The sequence below is a fragment of the Psychrobacillus sp. OK028 genome (assembly GCF_900103605.1).
Taxonomy (GTDB): domain Bacteria; phylum Bacillota; class Bacilli; order Bacillales_A; family Planococcaceae; genus Psychrobacillus.
In genome coordinates this window covers 222,624-241,109 of sequence record NZ_FNHY01000003.1, presented here as the reverse complement: position 1 = coordinate 241,109, position 18,486 = coordinate 222,624, and the positions used below count along the sequence as shown (strand labels likewise).

Sequence of the window (18,486 nt, the reverse complement as noted above, 5' to 3'; positions counted from 1 at the left end):
ATTTTTGTACTCCATCTGTACAAGTGGTAAAATCTATTTTACATTAAGTTAATGATACATAGGCAAGTTTAATAGGAGGAATAAACATGATTGAAAAAGCAACATTTGCAGGTGGATGTTTTTGGTGTATGGTAAAACCATTCGACACTTGGGACGGCATACATAAAGTTATTTCTGGTTATATGGGAGGTCACATAGACAATCCTACATATGAAGACGTAAAAAAAGGTGATTCTGGTCATTTAGAAGTGGTAGAAATACAATATGATCCGAGTATTTTCTCCTACAAACAATTATTAGAAATATTTTGGCAGCAAATTGACCCGACAGATGATGGTGGCCAATTCCAAGATCGAGGTGAGAGTTATCGCACTGCTATATTCTTTCATTCGGATGAACAACGGGAGCTTGCAGAGCAATCGAAGGAGCAGCTAGCAGCAAGTGGTAAGTTCTCTAAGCCTATTGTAACCGAAATTCGACCTGCTAAAACATTTTATGAAGCGGAAGAGTATCATCAAGACTACTATAAAAAAAGTCCAACACACTATAAAGAGGATCGAGCACAATCTGGTCGTGATGAATTTATAGAGAAGAATTGGAAATAACCACTATATAAAAGCTTCTGGAAACAATGTTTATATTGTTTCCAGAAGCTTTTGATATTCTTTATAAGTAATAAAAGGCTCCGTCCATTGTGAATTAAGGTTTCCCCAAATGTTGGTATTAATTTCTTCTTTAACTAAGCACCCGGTAGTTTAAGTACATTTTATCACACTCTTAAAGGCTGTTAGAGCATCGACGCCTCCGTATGTTTAAGTATATTCCTTCATAACTTTCGGGGGCTCTGATTATCCAATAGTAATCCACGGTATTACGTTCCTTACGATGGCAGCTCCAAAAAAATTAAGTATTAAATCCTTACTTAATCCTTGATTATTTCATTTGGTTATATTTACTTCCCCCTCTAACTAACAAACTCCTGGATTACAAATTCTAAGAAATGGCTGCAAAAAACAGTGGCTACTTTACTTACTAACTTTTTGTAAAAGAATGAATAATTATGTTCAAAATATTCAAACCGCATCAGATTTCCATCAGTAAAACTTAATACAGCAGTTGATTATAATCGAGCCCACTTCACCATTTAGCTACTTTTGAGGGTTCGTTTTTGGAATATGATAGATCTTTTATTGTAGTTTACTATCCAAATCGTTTCTTGCACAGATAACTGTTTCTTATGTTAACTGACAAAAAAGGTATCTCCCTCATGAGGGATAGCTACCTTCGTTTAAGATTATTATGAAAAGGTAGGAGCAGGGAATTCATCAATTCTCATACGAAGTAAACTGTATGGTTTTTCCCGCAAGTCTCTTCCATAATGAAATCTCGCCTGCCGATGTAATTGATTCACAATGACATATAAGTATTGATCGGGTCCAATCGAAAAAGTATCCGGCCATAAAATTCTCGGGTCATGTGCGATGGTTTCCATTACGCCATTCGGCAATATCTTCCGGATACTGTTGTTTTCATAGTCTCCCGCATAAATGGTTCCTTTTGCGCCGGTGATCATTCCATCAGACGCGCCTTTCTCCCCCCAATACTGCACATATTGGGATAAATTAATGTCTTGTATCCTTCTGTCTCTTAGGGCTTCTGCTGAGATCGAGAACAGATGACGGCTGGTTAGCGGAGCATAATATAAAACGTTTCCATCAGGAGAAATTGCTAAACTATCAGAAGCCAATCTAAATGGGGAAGTCGAGCCGTCAGGGTTTCGATTCATCAAAATTTCACCTTCTACTTTCGGTAAAAAATATGGATCAGGTGATGTTGATATTGCGCCATTTAACCGTCTAAACGTGTTCCCATTTTCTAAATCTACGACGATAATGCCCCCCGGCCCTCTGGAAGAAGAATCCGTTATATATGCATAGCCAACTCTTCCAACCCGAAAGTCCAAACGGACATCATTCAAATAAGTTGTTGGCAAGACAACATCTTCTGCAAAGGTATATACTCTCCCTATTGTATTCGTGCTTAAATCAACAGCAACTAATTTTGCTCCCCCTTGAATAGGTTCAGAAAAATTTGGTGCCCCTGTGTCTAGTACCCAAAGCGTTCCTCTTCCATCAGCAACGATACTTTGGACACTGACGAAAGACATCGTAATATTTCTAGTATTAAACAAATTAGCTTCTAAACTGGGATAAGGCTGCAATTCACCCTCAACAATTTCCGCCACAGTAAATTGAACATTGTCTCCCCATTTCGGAAAGCAAACAAAAATTCGACCAGTTTCGGAAACACTGACACCTGTAGGCATAGCCCCATAAAAAGCATGCACTAGTTCAAACTGCCCGAAATATTTTTCCATAGGTAATATAGGTTGCATGATATCCTCCTCTTCAAATTCGAACGAATATCACTTATATATGTTGAAAATTTTTTTTAATGCCTGCTTGAAATTTTTTCTATCGTGATTGGATGTGACAATCCATGTATATACAACAAATAACAAATGAATCAGCTACACTCATGTGCATTTTTCCATAAAGGAATACAATTATTATTCTCTTCAAAATCTAAAAAAGCACCTCATCAGAGATGCTCGAAAACTAACCTACATATTTACGGTTTTAGTACAACTTTTATACAGTCTTCCATTTTGGTGTCAAATACTTCATAGCCATGCTTAGCTTGATCTAAAGGAAGTACATGAGTGACAATATCACTTGGATCAACCTTACCTTGGGCAATTAAATTATATAAATGCGGCATGTAGTGAATAACTGGAGCTTGACCTGTCCTAATATTCACATTCCGTTGGAAAATGTCACCTAATGGGAATGCATTATAACGTGCCCCGTAAACTCCTGTAATTTGAATTGTTCCACCTTTGCGAACAGCTTGACTTGCAATAACCAGAGCTCCCATTGCTCCTCCTTGTAATTTCAGACCAGATGCAAGAAATTCCAGTGGAGTCATTTTTCCACTCATTCCTACGCAGTCAATAACTACATCTGCCCCCCCTTTTGTTATTTCTCTTAAATATTCCCCACAATTTTCATGATCTTCAAAGTTAACTATCTCCACGTTATTAGTACGTTTTGCATGTTTTAAACGATAACCAACGTAATCAACTGCAATAACTCTTTTTGCACCTTTCAACCACGCAAATTTTTGAGCTAACAGACCAACTGGACCGCATCCTAAAATTACGACCGTATCCCCTGCTTTCACTCCCGCATTGTCTACACTCCAAAATGCTGTAGATGCAGCATCTGCAAGTAACACTAAACTTTCATCCGCTACTTCACTGTTTTCTGGAATCTTGAAAGGGGTAAAATTAGCATATGGAACTCGCATAAATTCCGCTTGACCACCTGGGAACCCTCCCGTCGTGTCTGAGTAGCCAAAATATGCGCCCATTTCTCCATTTTCATTCGCATTGTCGCATTGACTTTCTAACTCATGATTACAGTACCAACATTGACCACATGCTATATTAAATGGGATTATAACGCGATCCCCTTTTTTAACTTTCGTTACATCCTTACCGACTTCTTCTACAATTCCCATAGGTTCATGTCCAATAACATAATCCTCTCCTAGGTTTGGGATCATCCCATGAATTAAGTGTAAGTCTGAGCCGCAAATGGCAGTAGTAGTCAGTTTAACTATAATATCATCCGCTTTTTGGATACTTGGGTCTTTCACGTTTTTTACCTGAACATTTTTAACACCTTGAAAAGTAACAGCTTTCATTATTTAAATCTCCTTCTCTATTCATTAATTCTTCGGTGGACTTGGAAACATTCCCTTCCGATTTGTAACGCCCGGAAAGAGATTTAAATTAGCTATATCTACTGCATTTTGAGCGGATTTAATATCCAATTGTTTTTGTAGTTCTAAATCATATGGATTTAACCATTGTTTCTTCATCATGAGATCTGCAATTTCGAAATATAAGGCAATGGTTACATCAAGTTGTTCCTGTAATAACTTTCTAATTGTAGGTGTTGCTGTTTCTGTCAATGCAATGGAAAGATTTCTAACCCCAGTTTTTGTTGATAACAAAAATTCAAGGGCAATACCTGAATCAGTAAGTTCGGGCATTCCAACAGAATTTATAGGATCTAAATAATCATTCATACGAACCGACCTCCGATTATTTTAACTCAGAATTTGAATATAGTTTTATCATTGCAGTTAAAGCTGGTATAGATTGTTTTACGTCCTTCTCCATTAGGGCTTTTAGATCTTGGTCAAAAACGATACCTTGCATCATTTTAGATTTAAGTAAACATACTGTCTTAAAATTGATTACTTCATGAAATTCCAAAGTTTCATGAAGTGCTAATTTCTTTTCAAACATTCCTGCCCCTCCTAATCTTTTCATCCATTGAAGATTGCCCTAAAAATGAAGTTTATATTCATAATAATTTAGACTTAATTGATGTGTATGATGAAAAAAATTTTAAAATCTTCATGAAAAATCTCCCATTTGACTTTTATTCAAGACTATTCTTTTTCCATTTTGTTTAAAAAGGTTCTATCATGAACAAAATGGATTGAAAAAGAAAGGTATTTGATATATGTTTTCATTTTTAAAACCAAAGAATCAAAGAAGTGACAGAAAGATCCAAGACATAAACAATCAAAATCAATCTAACAACAGACCACCTAACCTCATTGAAAGCTCTTTGTCCAATAATCTTGAAGTCATTAAACAAAAAACGGGAAACAGTTCAGATATCGTAATCCGCCCTTTAAAAATTGGTCATAATTCCAAGATAAAAATAGCCATTTTATATGTAAAAGGAATGGTTGACAATCAATTGGTTAACGATTTTGTTATCGAATCAATTATGAATAACCAAAATTTAAGTGAAAAGCTCGCACCACAAGACGTATTAGAAGTTCTCACCGAAGATGTTGTTGCTGTAGGGGGAATCAAAGTAGTTAGTGACTGGGAAATACTATTTACTGCATTAATGTCGGGTGGAACTATTACACTCATCGATGGAATAAGCAAAGGGATTTGCGCGAGCACACAAGGTGGACAGAGACGGTCTGTTCAGGAATCTACTACAAATGTTTCTATTCGAGGCTCTAAAGAAGCGTTTAACGAGTCAATAGAGACAAATATAGCTATGGTTCGTCGAATAATCAACAATCCAGGTTTATGGGTTGAGTCCATCAATATTGGTAAAATGACAAAAACAGAAGTTTCAATTATGTATATAAATGGCATCGCAAAGAATGAAATAATAGAAGAAGTGCGTAAACGTTTAAATGGAATAGACATTGATGGCATCTTAGAATCCGGATATATTGAACAGCTAATAGAAGATCAAACAAATACTACTTTTCCTACGATACATCATACAGAGCGGCCGGATAGTGTGGCGGGAAATTTATTAGAAGGAAAGATTGCCATTTTTGTAAATGGGACCCCTTTTGTATTGCTGGTCCCTGCCCTTTTTATAGATTTTTTTCAATCGGTTGAAGATTATTATGAACGTTTTGATATTTCAACAGCTATTCGCTTTTTACGTACTGTAATCTTCTTTATATCCCTTGTCGGCCCTGCTATATACATCGCAGCTACCACCTTTCATCAGGAGATGATTCCAACAAAATTGGCTTTAATTATTTCAGCACAAAGGGAATCTGTTCCGTTTCCCGCTTTTTTTGAAGCACTCATAATGGAAATAACTTTTGAAATTTTAAGAGAGGCAGGTATTCGCATGCCCAAAGCTATGGGTTCCACTATATCTATAGTAGGAGCACTTGTCATTGGACAGGCTGCAATTCAGGCTGGCATTGTGTCACCTGCAATGGTAATAGTAGTCTCTTTGACAGCAATCGCCAGTTTTGCGACACCCTCCTATGCAGTTGCAATATCAGCCCGTTTAGTTAGATTTATTTTTATGGTCAGTGCAGCTACATTCGGTTTTTATGGAGTTATTCTAGTGTTTATTATGCTGATAGTTCACTTATGCAGCCTACGTTCGTTCGGTGTTCCATATATGACACCTCTTGCACCATTTATCCGTGAGGAAGCAGGTGATACCATTTTCCGTAGACCAATTTGGGCTTACAAGAAAAGACCGCGATTGATGAGTGGTCCAAATAGGGTTAGCCAAGGGGAAGATCAGAAACCACAGCCTCCTCGTACTCGTACTATTAAAAATACTACTAACGTGGGAAAAGGTGAACGGAATGAATCATAAATGGATTCTTCTTTTCTTAATTATGACAAGCACAGTTTTCATCTCAGGTTGTTGGAGTCAAAAAGAGTTAAATGAACTAGCGCTAATATCTGCCATGGCGATTGATAAAAATGAGGATGGGAAGTATGTCAAGACCATTCAACTTATCAATCCTGGAAACGTAGCTGGAGGACTTCAAGGGGGAGGAAGTGGTCAAAGTCCCGCCGTAACCGTTTACACAGCAATGGGAGAAAGTGTTCTGGAAGCCCATTTCCATGCGACATCTAAAATTTCAAGAAGGCTATATCACGGACATGCAAATCTAATTGTTATTAGTGAGGAGTTAGCAAAAGAAGAAGGCATTACAGAAATTTTAGACGCCTTTGAACGAGATCCTGAAATTCGAATGACGTCAAGGGTTGTAATAGCCCATCATACAAAAGCAGGTGATCTTCTTAAATCTTTAACAGCCATTGATAAGATTCCAGCCGAGAAAGTGAACGGAACTTTACAAATTACAGAAAGAGCAAGAGGAGAAAGTATGAAAGTTACCCTTCAGAACGTAATTACTACTCTCACCTCTGCAGGGAAAGAAACAGTCATTAGCGGATTTAGCTTAAAAGGGGATATCGAACAAGGAAAAAAGATGGAGAATGTTCAACAGTCTGAACTGAATACCACTCTTGAATCTGACGGACTGGCCATTTTTAAAGAAGGAAAGTTGATTGACTGGTATCAGGGGGATATGTCTAGAGGAGTAGTATGGATTTTGGATAAAATCCAACAGACAGATGTGATATTAGATTGGGAAGGACAAGAAAATACCTTGACTTACAACGTGCTCCGTCAAAAAACAAAAGTCTCAGCTGACACATCAAACAACCTCCCTGTCATTACAGTTAGAGTACGAGCGGAAGGTGAGATTCGCGAAGTAAGGTCAAAAATTGATCTAACCGATCCGTATGAGATTTTGGATATAGAAAAAGAATTAGAAAAAGAAATTAAGAAGCAATTAGAAAACACTGTTATACGAACGCAGCAAAACAAATCAGATGTTTTTGGATTTGGGGAAGTAGTTCATCGTTCTAACCCAGAAAAATGGAAAAAGATGAAGAACGATTGGAATGATACATATTTTCCAAACTTAAAGGTAAATGTGAAGGTAGAAGCATTTATACGACGTTCTGGTAATAGAACCAATTCATATCTTTCAGATATGAAACAATAAGTGTCAAGAATGGAGTGAAAAACATTGGAAAAGGCAAAAATCAGCGCATATCAGCTATTCATTCTAATTATCTTGTTTGAACTTGGTAGTGCCTTGTTGGTACCTATTGCAATAGAAGCAAAACAGGATGCATGGCTTGCTATATTGGTTGGTATGGTTGGTGGTTTTTGCTTATATTTGGTCTATTATGGTCTATACTCCTATTATCCAGATATACCTCCAACTGAATATATACAAAAAATTATAGGAAGTTTTTTTGGGAAAATATTTGCCTTCATTTACGTACTCTATTTTATATATCTTTCTGCAAGAGTGTTGAGGGATTTCGGAGAAATGCTAATTACAGACTTTTATTGGGAAACTCCTTTGTTTATTTTAAATACATTGATGGTTCTTATAGTTATATATACAATTCGTAAGGGTATTGAGGTATTAGCGCGAACAAGTGAATTACTATTTATTCTAATCTTTTTACTTGGGATAAGCGTTCTTTTTTTAATAGTTGTTTCCGGGATAATACAAATTTCTAACTTAGAACCTGTGCTTGAAGAAGGTCTCAAGCTTGTTATAAAAACGACATTTACTCAAACCCTATACTTTCCATTTGGAGAGCTGATTGTATTTGCTATGATTCTCCCCTATTTAAAACACCCGGAAAAAGTGAAACGAATTGGTTTATTGGCAATAGGATTAAGCGGACTCATATTAGCTTCATTAATGGCCATAAATGTTAGTGTACTAGGTGTAAATAACGTTACCCGTTCTCCCTTCCCCCTTCTTTCTACTATACAAACAATAGAGGTAGCTGGTTTTTTAGAACGGTTAGATGTTTATTTTATACTAATAACGGTTATCGGTGTATTTTTTAAAATTTGTGTGTTTTTCTATGCATCTGTAGTAGGAACAGCCAATTTATTTAAAGTCAAAGAATCCGCACGATTAGCTTTCCCATTAGGACTAGCCATCCTGATTCTTTCCATAACAATCGCCAGTAATTTTTCTGAACATGTTAAAGAAGGGCTTCATGTTATCACCCTTTATTTGCATCTCCCGCTTCAAGTAATTGTTCCAAGTCTGTTACTTCTGATTGCATTTATTAAGAACAAAAAAAAGAAAAGCAAGCAAAGCAAAAATTTAATTTTAAAAAGGAAATATCGTTTATCGGAGCGTGATAAAAAATGAAAATAATCGGTATTTCTATTCTGATGTTCGTCTTATTAACTGTTTTTTCTCTATACATGGACATTCTTTTAGGATTTGACCTAAACACCTCCATAAACAATGCTATTAGACCTTTTCTAGTGATGGAAGTAACAGAGATAGTTATTTTCTTTCTCTTAATTGTTCTCATGGTTGTTGGTACAGTTCGTAATTTTTATAAAAAAAGAAAAAAGAAAGAACAAAGATAAAAAAGTACTTTACAGTTCTATTGATTTGTTTGCACATAAACTTCTTGGTTTTAACACTTGGTTAGTCCATTCTATTTTCAAAGTAGGACAACAATTATTTAGGTATTAGCCTTACATATATATATCAGTCTTTCGATTAAGATATAAAACCACTTCGAGGTTAGTCACTGCTGAGATCTTAAAACACCCAAATGCCATTCATACTTTACAAACCATATCCAAATCAGTTACCCTTCATCACTTACTGATTTTGTCGATCATCCATTGTAGTGGTGATCCAGACCGCCAATATGAATATGTTGAAGGCTTGGCAGAACAACTTGAGAAATATGAGTAGTTCACACTTTTTTTCAAAAAGCTAGTTCAGTTGTCAAAGTGGAAAACAAGTAATATTCGTTACCAGTTCTGATCACAGTTTGGTTAAAGTGCACATAAAATCTAAATTCTTTTATTAAACTAACGTGCTGTATTAGTTCATTAAGAAAAAAGGCTTTTTCTTTCTTAAAGTAAAGCACCCGTTGTTGAAGAAGAGTCCCAATATTGTTTAGTCAATAAATTGACAATTTACTACTTTCCCTTTGGCATGGTCTTTAAGATATATGGTCACGTATTAGCAGAGTTTGAAGTAGAATCCGTATCCTTGTTCAGTCAAAGCATACAAGCTAATGGGGCCAATTTGGGGGCCAGTTATAAATTGACGTACCTTGAAGCCCTATAAATCAAGGATTTGTAGAATTCATTCATATTTCATGCTATAATAAGTTCATTGTGAATTTTAGGAGGTACTAGCATGATTGCAGTAAGTAACGTAAGTCTTCGTTTTGGTGATCGTAAGTTGTTCGAAGACGTAAATATAAAGTTTACACCAGGAAACTGTTATGGTTTGATCGGTGCAAATGGAGCAGGAAAATCAACATTTATCAAAATATTGTCTGGTGAAATTGAGCCGCAAGAAGGCAATGTGATTATGAACCCTGATGAACGTTTAGCAATTTTAAAACAAAATCACTTCGAATACGAAGAGCATACTGTTTTAGAAACAGTAATGATGGGTCATAAACGTTTATATGAAGTTATGCAAGAAAAAAATGCTATCTACATGAAAGAAGATTTTTCAGATGAAGATGGCATGCGTGCAGCGGAATTAGAAGGTGAATTTGCTGACTTGAACGGCTGGGAAGCAGAATCTGAAGCTGCAATCCTATTACAGGGATTAGGTATCCCAGATGATATGCACCAAAAGAAAATGGCTGATCTAACAGGTTCAGAGAAGGTAAAAGTTCTTTTATCCCAAGCACTTTTCGGTAAACCAGACGTACTTTTACTAGATGAGCCTACTAACCATTTAGACATTAAGGCGATCAAATGGTTAGAGGATTTCCTTATTAACTTTGAAAATACTGTAATCGTAGTATCCCATGACCGTCATTTCTTAAACAAAGTATGTACGCATATTGCGGATCTAGATTTCAGCAAAATTCAAGTATACGTAGGAAACTATGATTTCTGGTATGAGTCTAGTCAACTGGCTTCAAAGTTAGCTGCTGATCAAAACAGTAAAAAAGAAGAAAAAATAAAAGAGTTACAAGCATTTATTGCTCGATTTAGTGCAAATGCTTCTAAATCTAAGCAAGCAACTTCTCGTAAAAAAATGCTCGACAAGATTGAACTAGATGATATTCGTCCATCCTCTCGTAAATATCCTTACGTAAACTTTGCGATGAAACGTGAAATCGGAAATGATGTTTTACAAGTTCAAGATTTAGGTCATTCTACTGAAGACAAAAAACTCTTCTCGAATTTAAGCTTCACGATGAACAAAGAAGACAAAATAATTCTTCTAGGAGATGAGCTTGCGAAGTCTGCATTGTTACGTATTTTAGCAGAAGAAGAAGAACCGAACGAAGGTTCCATTCGTTGGGGTATCACAACAACTCGTGCGTACTTCCCGCTCGATAATGCGAAATACTTTGAAGGCAGCGAGCCATCATTAGTAGATTGGTTACGTCAATACTCACCTGACGATGAAAGCGAAACATTCCTACGAGGCTTCCTAGGTCGCATGCTTTTCTCAGGCGAAGAAGTGAAAAAGAAACCATCTGTTCTATCAGGTGGAGAAAAAGTTCGTTGTATGCTTTCTAAAATGATGCTTTCGGAATCGAATGTGTTATTACTAGATGAACCAACGAACCATTTAGACCTTGAATCTATCCAAGCATTGAATAACGGTCTAACATTATTTAAGGGTGCTATGATTTTCACATCTCATGACCATCAGTTCATCCAAACTATCGCTAATCGTGTAATCGAAATTCGTGAAGATGGATCAATCTTAGATAAACAATTAACTTACGATGAGTTCCTAGAGTGGAAAGAAGCTCAAAACTTATAAGCATACAAAAAGTACAGGATTGTTATGATCCTGTACTTTTTGTATTTTAAACTTTTGATAATTGAGAGAGTACAGATTCATTGAACCCTTTAATGAGCAGCCAGCCTGCTAAAATCATTTCAAATGCCGCTACAGGAAGTGCTAAAATCCCCCACGCCGAAAGTTGTTCAACTACACCAAACAATACTAACACTGCATTCACAAATACAAACATAGCCCCCGACATACCTAAAATTGCTAATGGTCTTGGCACTAAATTCGTTTTATAAAATATATAACTATACACAATCGTATTAATTCCTAACATAAATAGTGGTCCAAGCATAAACGTCCAATCGTGAATAGCTATTAATAATATACTGGAGGCTTGATAAGACGAAGAGTCCACTGGCCCCTCTGCTACAAAATTCTGACTTAATGTTAATAGTGAAAGTACGCTTATAATACCAAAAGCAATAATAACCGCTTCAAGAAATCGGAAGGACACATGCCAAAGAGCTAATGTTTCATTGTACTTTTTTAAAATCGGAAACATTGTGGTTGCAGTTCCAATTACAGATACGACAAGGATTAACTCCATTAATGCTCCTAGAGCAATCTGAGTGGAATATTCGGAACCCTGCACTAAATAATCGGATCCGTTTAGAATTGGATCGTATAGCAACAACCCGATTACAGCCGATATTGCCGCTACGAAAAACAGTACACCCACAATCTTTGCCGATTTCTGATTTGAATCCATTTTTTCTCCCCTTAATTATCATTTACTTGATCGTTCAGGTTGACAGTGTCCCCATAAAAAAATACTTCTTCCAATGATAATTTAAAGACTAAAGCAATGCGAAATGCCAGCTCTAGTGATGGCGAGTAGTTTCCTTTTTCCAGAGCTACGATTGTTTGTCTTGTAACACCTGCCTTGTCAGCTAATTGCTGCTGGGTCATTTCATCATGGTTAAACCTTAATTTTCGTATATGATTGCCGACAAGATTCTTGCTCATATTAGACCCCTCTCCTATAGTAATATAGCTTTGAGATAGAGCCGATCACATCTGAAGTGAATCCCGAAATAATAAGAATTATAAACATCAACTGTAATCCTTGATTAAGCACTAATGTTCCCATTGCAATAATAAACCCAAGAATAAAAACAATAAAAGAAATTCTGTTTGCTTTTAAATCAATTAATTTATCCAACTCATCTTCAAATGTTGGGACTTTTTCTTTTGTCGTAATATTAAACAAAATGTTAAAAACAATACTAATTACTATGTGTGCTATTATAGAAACGACTGTTAAGCTTATTACGAAGAAACCCCAATAACGTAAGGTTTCTGGTGTGTTTGACGCACCTTCTGGTAACTGTGGATACATATACAAGCAGAAGGATATAAAAATGAAAATAGCGCTAAATAAGGAGACGATACTCTTCTTTTCTTGATAGGTCATGCTATACCTCCTTTCGAATTAGTGTGAAAATTAGTAAATTACTTTTTACATGTTGTATACTATGCTGTACTTTGTGTAAAGTTTACTAGACATCAAAATATTTTTTATTCTAGGAAAATAACTCTTGTTTCATTCCATCCAAAACAAAAAGGACCAAATTGGTCCTTTTTATAACATTCTCATTCAACTAAATGCTTTTTAGTAAATTATATGAATTTTTTTATGAAATATCGAAGAACTTTACTTAACTCATTCTTATTTCTAAGCCAAATATAAAGCCCAGCAGTTCATTTTCTACTTAGATTAACTTATTTACTAAGAAAACCATCCTTTGTTTGTTCAATATCCACTGTAGATGTTAATTTTATATATTCCTCAGCATCTTTCACACAAATTTCCATTCCTTTTTCCCAGAATTCCTCCGAAGTGATGTCTACCCCTAAATGTTTCATTACTAAATCTTCTACGGTCATACTTCCTGAGTCACGCAGTAAGTTCAAATAATCTTTTTCAAACTCATCACCTTTCTCCTTCGCCTTTGCAAAAATACTTAAAGAAAATAAATAGCCAAAAGTATATGGAAAATTATAAAAAGGAGAATGCGTAATATAATAATGTGGTGTCCATACCCAAGAGTAAGTAGAGGGATGGTCTAGCGATCCATCATAAGCTTCATTTATCGCTTCTCCCATTAACTCAGTTAAACGATTTGCTGAAACAAACCCTACTTTGCGCTCTTCATAAAATCTCTGCTCAAATAAAAATCGCGAATGAATATTCATAAAGTTCATGACACTACGCTTTAATTTTTCATCCAATATCATCAATTTATCTGATTTTGATACTGCTTTCTTCATAGCGGATTCAAAAATAATCATTTCTGAAAATGTTGAAGCAGTTTCAGCAACGCTCATAGGATAACGTTTATTCACCCCATTAACAGACTTCATAGCATAATTATGGAAAGCATGACCCAATTCATGAACAAGAGTTAACACATTTAAAAAAGTCCCTCCAAAGGTAGTAAAAACTCTTGATTCACCAGTAAGAGGAAAACTAGCACAAAACGGAATTGCAGCCTTATTGGCACGATCTTCGGCTTCTATCCAAGCTTCATCGAAAGCTTGCTTTACGAAACCTTTTAATTCAGTTCCAAACTGACTAAAATGTTCCGTAATTAATTCAACTGCTTCGTCGTATTGTATATTTTGAATACTATTGTTAACGGGAGCCCAAAAGTTATAAGCTTTCATGCTAGAATTACCGATGATTTCAGCTTTTCGATTCAAATACTTTGAGAAAGGTTTTTTATTTTTATTGATTACTGACCACATTGCATTTATTGTTTCTTCCTTCATTCGATTCTCTTTCAAAGGTACTTCTAATACACTTTTTACACCAGTCTTTTTGTATACTTCTAAACGAAAGCCAGCAATGTGATTAAGTATTTTTGCAAATAGCTCTTCTTTTTCTTCCCATATGGATTCTAAAGCATTATGAGAATTCTTTCGCACTTCCTCATTAGGGTAAGCCCGTAAGTTAATTGCTTGGCCAACTGAAAGTATCTGTACTTCTCCATCAACTTGAACATTTACTTTAATACTGCTTACTAATGCTTTATAAAAATGACCCCACGCATGATATCCATCAGCCATTAAATCAGTTATTAAATTTTGCTCTTCATTCGATAAATCCTTAACTGTATTTTCTCGCCATTCATTAAGAACAAATTTATAATTTTTTAATTCTTTTGTTTCAATTAAACTTTCCCATAAATCTTGTTTTGTATCTGCTAATAATGTTTTCACATTTGATAATTCTTTTTCAAAATGAGATTCTATTTGAGCTACCTTTCCTCGTAAAGATGCAGCATCTTGATCCTTTGTGTTTTGCGAAAGAAGACAAGTGATAAAAGAATTAGCTTGAGATAAATTGACATAAATTTCTCCTATGTATTCCACTATTGTTTCCAACTTAGCTGATTCATTTGTTGTGAATGGAGGAGCAACTGATTTTACACATGTTTTTAGATCACAAACAAGAACTTCCAAATCTTTAATATAATCTAAGAATTGTAATGATTTGCTTCCACCATAAAAAATATTATCCAAATTCCAAACTTTTTGATGAACCATTTTCTCCATCCTTTTCCTCCTATAGGAAATATACTAACTATAAACCGAACGTACATTCCCACCTTAACACATTTCGGATTAAAAGAGGTGAAAAAATATCAAAAACGAACTTCCAATCTTAAGGAAGTTCGTTAAATTACTTTATGAATCCCCAAAATTGAACATGTAGGTGTATAGCTAACCCTTTAATTTTACTTATTTGGAGAGTTGCAACTTTACAACTTTTCTTTTAACAAGTCTGCTATATAAACTAGTATGGAGATTAAAATCGAAAGCAAAATAACGAATATAGATCCGAAAATATAAAGTAGCGGTTCATAATGAATATCACTTGTAAAAAAACTTCCTAAAGCCAAAAAGAGGAAAAAACTACCCATAATAATTAATATAACGATACTTATATATTTCCCCAATATACTCACCCCATCATTCAAATTTATTCAACTAGCAACGACTCACTAGACGAAAAAGTAAATTATTTCATACGCGAACTTAGATAATCTGATTGTATCATATGTTTCCATATTTTGTATTAATCTCCTTTTAATTATTATGTAGTTCTTATTTCTAGTTTGCTTAATATATTTCTACTTCTTCAAAATAATTGGTAAAGAGCTAAAATAAAAAAGCATTGCAAAAGCAATACTTTTTTAGATTTACAATATATTATATTTCCCTACTATTTTTTCGAGAAGTTTAGCTCTTCTGGATCGTATCCTTTTTGGAAGTTTTAATAAAACGTCCAAGTAGAGACCTACTCGGTAACTTACCTAGAAATGAATCACTAGTTTCCGATACCTTTTTCAAGACATTCAACAATTTGTCGTCTCCAGCCCAATGTTCTTCAATCACCTCAGGCGAAAACTTATTTAGTAACATATTCACTACAAAAGTAGCTACAATAATATCATCAATAAAACCACCCGGTCCAACTAATCCTTCGGGTAATACATCTAAGGGAGTGATGAAATACAAAATCCCACTACCTACAAGTGTTTTACTCTTAGCATCTAAACGGTCATCAAACATCGACTTCACCAATAAGTGAAATAAATCCGGTGCGAACAGAAGATATGGAGTAAACTTCCCGGCCTTACCCGATTTACTTTCTACATAGTCTGTAATTTTAGAACGTAACTTAATATAGAAGTCTTGTTGCTCTTCGTAAGTTGGTAAATCTTTTTTCAGTTCTACATTCATGGTCATATCCCCTTCCTCTTTTCACTATACCAAAAAAAAGAATATTTGAAACATAATAAGCTAACCGACGTCTAATACTAAAATTAAAAAGGAGGAAATACGATGAAAAATATGTTGGTAGTATTGATACCTATCGTTTTTCTTTTTGCCTGTACAAGTGAACAGGCAGGGCAGTCGACTCTTGAACAAACGGAAACACCGATAACAGAGCCTGATGTAGTTACAGAAGAATCAACAGATTTAATGCAATATTTTTTAAATGATAATTCTACAGCGAAGTTTAGAGGAGAAGGCAATGAATATGCAGCTTTCACATTAAAAACCTACCACCTATTCGATAACTATGTAGCTACCTATGAAGACAATGGTGGGACAGTTATGAGAAGATATTATAAAATTTCACCTACCGAAATCACGCTTATCGATGAACAAGGTGAAGCATACGAAGTAGCAAATCCTACCCTTCAGGAACTTCAGGCAATGGAAACTATCTCCGTCTATTTAAAAACGCCATTAGAAGTCGGAACAGAATTTGATGGATGGAAAATAACTTCTTCCACAACAACTGTTGAAACAGATTTGCAAACTTTTGCAAACGTTTTGGTTTTGGAGAAAATAGATGATCAAGGAAATCTGATGCGCAAATACTTTGCGAAAGGATTTGGCGAGATAAAACGTGAATATATGTCCACAAATGAAGAAGAACCATTTACGATATCCTCCATTATAGAAAAAATAGAATAGCACAACACAACACTAAAAAAGGTGATTCGCGTTTTACCTCACGAGTCACCTTTCTTTTAATTAATCAAATATTGGTTAAGAGCTTGTTGCAAAGTAGCATACGTTTTCGTTTCATGACCAAATTGAACGCCTAGTTGAATCATCTGACGAACAACATCCGGTCTAAGACCAGTAATAACAGTGCTACAGCCCATCATAGACGTGCCATAAATAACTTTCATTAAATGATCAATGACCTCTGTTTCCATATCTGAAATTCCAGAAAGATCCATTATTAATGTATGGATGTGCAAACGTCCAATCTCTGTAAGTACCTTTTCTTCTAATATACTTGTTCTATAAGTATCTACAGATCCGATTAACGGTAAAATACAAATGGTTGGTGTAATAGGAATTATAGGAACTGAAAGGGCTTCCACTACTTTCCGTTGAGAAGAAATAAGTGCATCCTTATAAGTCGAATAATTTATGAAAAATTCATTTAAAAAGTAGTCTATTTGATTGTTAATTTGTTTTTCTAATTGAAAAAATGATTCAATAGAAATTGATTTCAACTCATCATTATATTTTTGAATGAAATGCCACAATGTTCTTCTAATAGCTTGAACCCATTCTAATTTAAAGGATAATGTTAAAGAAAAGGTCGCCCATGCAACACCTTCTTGTTTAGCAAAAGCTCTTAGCTTTTCCTGCTCATTGCCATTAATTATGTAACTAGTTAATTTATGAGCATTATTGATTAAATCAATATCTCCAACTCTTAAAATATCATTTATCTTTTCTCTGACATTTACGGCTTGGTTTAATAAGTATGATTCAAAATTTTGTTTGTTTGCCTCTAAAAATTCCTTCAGGTTATGTTCTAGTAATATATCTTCCAAAATTTTTCCCCCTATAAAAACAATGCTTTAACATTTTTACCCTCTTTACAGAACATTAAACCTATTTACAAAAAAAAGAAGCACAACCAAACGATGTGCTTCTTTGTCCTCTTATAATTTTGTAACGCTTGCCGCTTGTGGTCCGCGGTTGCCTTCTACTACTTCAAACTCAACTTTTTGACCTTCTTCTAGTGATTTGAAGCCTTCTCCTTGAATTGCTGAGAAGTGTACGAATACATCATTTTCACCTTCTACTTCGATAAAGCCAAACCCTTTTTCTGCATTAAACCATTTTACTGTACCTTGTTTCATTCTATTACCTCCAAAAAATTAATCAATACGTGAAAAAATTCACATATTCCATGAAGTACCGATTTCACATCGATCACTTCATAGGATATGTGAATCATTAATACGGTATTTTTCACATTGAATTGTTACTTAAATTATATCAGCTGGAACATTTTAGTCAACGAGTTTTTTTATAATTCTAAATAGTTTACCGAAAGCTCCATATTAATCCATGGTATATTTGTAAATCGTCATCACACGATTCACAAAAGCATTGTTCCTTCTCAGACCAAAAAGCCCAATATTTATCGTGCTTCCTTTTTTCTTTCGGAAATTTATCCCGCAATTCTGCTAGTTTACCTTCAAGATAGGATTGTGCTTCCGCTTCATTTTCAAAAGAATGCTTTTCTATAATATGCTGCTCCCAGCCTTCAAACTGCCACCACGGCTCATAGTCTGCCTTCATATAAATAATTTCGAACATTTTTATCGCCTCTAACATTTTTTATTAATACATATTTTACTGTTTGTATTTAAAAAG

19 protein-coding genes are annotated in these 18,486 nt (G+C 35.0%); 7 read left to right on the top strand and 12 right to left on the bottom strand.

Annotation, left to right across the window (positions count from 1 at the left end):
* Positions 1–86: 86 nt before the first annotated feature.
* Positions 87–605, top strand: coding sequence for a peptide-methionine (S)-S-oxide reductase MsrA (gene msrA / locus BLR36_RS07080; RefSeq protein WP_093061034.1), 519 nt, complete (start codon positions 87–89; stop codon positions 603–605).
* Positions 606–1,297: 692 nt separating this feature from the next.
* Here the strand turns inward: msrA and BLR36_RS07075 are convergent.
* From BLR36_RS07075 to BLR36_RS07060, 4 genes are all read right to left on the bottom strand, one after another.
* Entirely contained in the window at positions 1,298–2,395 is a 1,098-nt protein-coding gene (locus BLR36_RS07075; RefSeq protein ID WP_093061033.1) for an L-dopachrome tautomerase-related protein, read from the bottom strand.
* A gap of 236 nt (positions 2,396–2,631) precedes the next feature.
* The gene (locus BLR36_RS07070) at positions 2,632–3,768 is read right to left on the bottom strand and encodes a zinc-dependent alcohol dehydrogenase (protein ID WP_093061032.1); all 1,137 of its coding nucleotides are present in this window, start codon (positions 3,766–3,768) and stop codon (positions 2,632–2,634) included.
* 24 nt (positions 3,769–3,792) lie between these two features.
* Positions 3,793–4,155: a spore coat protein gene (locus BLR36_RS07065; protein WP_093061031.1), complete on the bottom strand. Its 363-nt coding sequence runs from the start codon at positions 4,153–4,155 to the stop codon at positions 3,793–3,795.
* A 16-nt stretch (positions 4,156–4,171) separates the two neighbouring features.
* Entirely contained in the window at positions 4,172–4,378 is a 207-nt protein-coding gene (locus BLR36_RS07060; protein ID WP_093061030.1) for a spore coat protein, read from the bottom strand.
* 220 nt (positions 4,379–4,598) lie between these two features.
* On the opposite strand from BLR36_RS07060, the gene BLR36_RS07055 reads away from it, so the two are divergent.
* The 5 genes from BLR36_RS07055 to BLR36_RS07035 all read left to right on the top strand — a co-directional run bounded on the left by BLR36_RS07055 (position 4,599) and on the right by BLR36_RS07035 (position 11,247).
* Complete coding sequence (locus BLR36_RS07055) at positions 4,599–6,239, top strand: spore germination protein (protein WP_093061029.1); 1,641 nt, start codon at positions 4,599–4,601, stop codon at positions 6,237–6,239.
* Positions 6,229–7,446: a Ger(x)C family spore germination protein gene (locus BLR36_RS07050; protein ID WP_093061028.1), complete on the top strand. Its 1,218-nt coding sequence runs from the start codon at positions 6,229–6,231 to the stop codon at positions 7,444–7,446. Before BLR36_RS07055 ends, BLR36_RS07050 begins: the two co-directional genes overlap by 11 nt.
* Positions 7,447–7,470: 24 nt before the next feature.
* A complete protein-coding gene (locus tag BLR36_RS07045) occupies positions 7,471–8,628 on the top strand; it encodes a GerAB/ArcD/ProY family transporter (RefSeq protein ID WP_093061027.1) in 1,158 nt (385 codons plus the stop codon).
* Positions 8,625–8,855 carry a YczF family membrane protein gene (locus tag BLR36_RS07040; protein ID WP_093061026.1) on the top strand — a complete coding sequence of 77 codons (231 nt, stop codon included), beginning with the start codon at positions 8,625–8,627 and terminating at the stop codon, positions 8,853–8,855. Before BLR36_RS07045 ends, BLR36_RS07040 begins: the two co-directional genes overlap by 4 nt.
* 790 nt (positions 8,856–9,645) lie before the next feature.
* The gene (locus tag BLR36_RS07035) at positions 9,646–11,247 is read left to right on the top strand and encodes an ABC-F family ATP-binding cassette domain-containing protein (RefSeq protein WP_093061025.1); all 1,602 of its coding nucleotides are present in this window, start codon (positions 9,646–9,648) and stop codon (positions 11,245–11,247) included.
* Positions 11,248–11,293: 46 nt separating this feature from the next.
* On the opposite strand, the gene BLR36_RS07030 is transcribed toward BLR36_RS07035, so the two are convergent.
* From BLR36_RS07030 to BLR36_RS07005, 5 genes are all read right to left on the bottom strand, one after another.
* Positions 11,294–11,989 carry a DUF4386 domain-containing protein gene (locus tag BLR36_RS07030; protein WP_093061024.1) on the bottom strand — a complete coding sequence of 232 codons (696 nt, stop codon included), beginning with the start codon at positions 11,987–11,989 and terminating at the stop codon, positions 11,294–11,296.
* Between the two features lie 11 nt (positions 11,990–12,000).
* On the bottom strand, positions 12,001–12,246 hold the full coding sequence (locus BLR36_RS07025; protein ID WP_093061023.1) for a helix-turn-helix transcriptional regulator: 246 nt from the start codon (positions 12,244–12,246) through the stop codon (positions 12,001–12,003).
* A 1-nt stretch (position 12,247) separates the two neighbouring features.
* Positions 12,248–12,694 (bottom strand): hypothetical protein, encoded by a 447-nt coding sequence (locus BLR36_RS07020; RefSeq protein ID WP_093061022.1) that lies wholly within the window; start codon positions 12,692–12,694, stop codon positions 12,248–12,250.
* Between the two features lie 308 nt (positions 12,695–13,002).
* The gene (locus BLR36_RS07015) at positions 13,003–14,838 is read right to left on the bottom strand and encodes a M3 family oligoendopeptidase (RefSeq protein WP_093061021.1); all 1,836 of its coding nucleotides are present in this window, start codon (positions 14,836–14,838) and stop codon (positions 13,003–13,005) included.
* A gap of 687 nt (positions 14,839–15,525) precedes the next feature.
* Positions 15,526–16,035 (bottom strand): YkvA family protein, encoded by a 510-nt coding sequence (locus BLR36_RS07005; protein ID WP_093061019.1) that lies wholly within the window; start codon positions 16,033–16,035, stop codon positions 15,526–15,528.
* A 96-nt stretch (positions 16,036–16,131) separates the two neighbouring features.
* Here BLR36_RS07005 and BLR36_RS07000 point away from each other — a divergent pair, with 96 nt between their 5' ends.
* Positions 16,132–16,773, top strand: coding sequence for a hypothetical protein (locus BLR36_RS07000; RefSeq protein ID WP_093061018.1), 642 nt, complete (start codon positions 16,132–16,134; stop codon positions 16,771–16,773).
* Positions 16,774–16,829: 56 nt separating this feature from the next.
* On the opposite strand, the gene BLR36_RS06995 is transcribed toward BLR36_RS07000, so the two are convergent.
* The 3 genes from BLR36_RS06995 to BLR36_RS06985 form a co-directional block, all read right to left on the bottom strand.
* Positions 16,830–17,657 carry an STAS domain-containing protein gene (locus BLR36_RS06995; protein WP_093061017.1) on the bottom strand — a complete coding sequence of 276 codons (828 nt, stop codon included), beginning with the start codon at positions 17,655–17,657 and terminating at the stop codon, positions 16,830–16,832.
* Positions 17,658–17,765: 108 nt separating this feature from the next.
* Positions 17,766–17,966 carry a cold-shock protein gene (locus BLR36_RS06990; protein WP_093061016.1) on the bottom strand — a complete coding sequence of 67 codons (201 nt, stop codon included), beginning with the start codon at positions 17,964–17,966 and terminating at the stop codon, positions 17,766–17,768.
* A gap of 187 nt (positions 17,967–18,153) precedes the next feature.
* Complete coding sequence (locus tag BLR36_RS06985; protein WP_093061015.1) at positions 18,154–18,429, bottom strand: DUF1033 family protein; 276 nt, start codon at positions 18,427–18,429, stop codon at positions 18,154–18,156.
* Positions 18,430–18,486 lie beyond the last annotated feature (57 nt).

Coding starts and splice junctions, on each gene's coding strand:
- BLR36_RS07005 (WP_093061019.1), bottom strand. CDS start 16,035: ATGACCATGAATGTAGAACTGAAAAAAGATTTACCAACTTACGAAGAG.
- BLR36_RS07020 (WP_093061022.1), bottom strand. CDS start 12,694: ATGACCTATCAAGAAAAGAAGAGTATCGTCTCCTTATTTAGCGCTATT.
- BLR36_RS06990 (WP_093061016.1), bottom strand. CDS start 17,966: ATGAAACAAGGTACAGTAAAATGGTTTAATGCAGAAAAAGGGTTTGGC.
- BLR36_RS07040 (WP_093061026.1), top strand. CDS start 8,625: ATGAAAATAATCGGTATTTCTATTCTGATGTTCGTCTTATTAACTGTT.
- BLR36_RS07030 (WP_093061024.1), bottom strand. CDS start 11,989: ATGGATTCAAATCAGAAATCGGCAAAGATTGTGGGTGTACTGTTTTTC.
- BLR36_RS07070 (WP_093061032.1), bottom strand. CDS start 3,768: ATGAAAGCTGTTACTTTTCAAGGTGTTAAAAATGTTCAGGTAAAAAAC.
- BLR36_RS07050 (WP_093061028.1), top strand. CDS start 6,229: ATGAATCATAAATGGATTCTTCTTTTCTTAATTATGACAAGCACAGTT.
- BLR36_RS06985 (WP_093061015.1), bottom strand. CDS start 18,429: ATGTTCGAAATTATTTATATGAAGGCAGACTATGAGCCGTGGTGGCAG.
- BLR36_RS07075 (WP_093061033.1), bottom strand. CDS start 2,395: ATGCAACCTATATTACCTATGGAAAAATATTTCGGGCAGTTTGAACTA.
- BLR36_RS07035 (WP_093061025.1), top strand. CDS start 9,646: ATGATTGCAGTAAGTAACGTAAGTCTTCGTTTTGGTGATCGTAAGTTG.
- BLR36_RS07000 (WP_093061018.1), top strand. CDS start 16,132: ATGAAAAATATGTTGGTAGTATTGATACCTATCGTTTTTCTTTTTGCC.
- BLR36_RS07015 (WP_093061021.1), bottom strand. CDS start 14,838: ATGGAGAAAATGGTTCATCAAAAAGTTTGGAATTTGGATAATATTTTT.
- msrA (WP_093061034.1), top strand. CDS start 87: ATGATTGAAAAAGCAACATTTGCAGGTGGATGTTTTTGGTGTATGGTA.
- BLR36_RS07065 (WP_093061031.1), bottom strand. CDS start 4,155: ATGAATGATTATTTAGATCCTATAAATTCTGTTGGAATGCCCGAACTT.
- BLR36_RS07025 (WP_093061023.1), bottom strand. CDS start 12,246: ATGAGCAAGAATCTTGTCGGCAATCATATACGAAAATTAAGGTTTAAC.
- BLR36_RS07060 (WP_093061030.1), bottom strand. CDS start 4,378: ATGTTTGAAAAGAAATTAGCACTTCATGAAACTTTGGAATTTCATGAA.
- BLR36_RS07055 (WP_093061029.1), top strand. CDS start 4,599: ATGTTTTCATTTTTAAAACCAAAGAATCAAAGAAGTGACAGAAAGATC.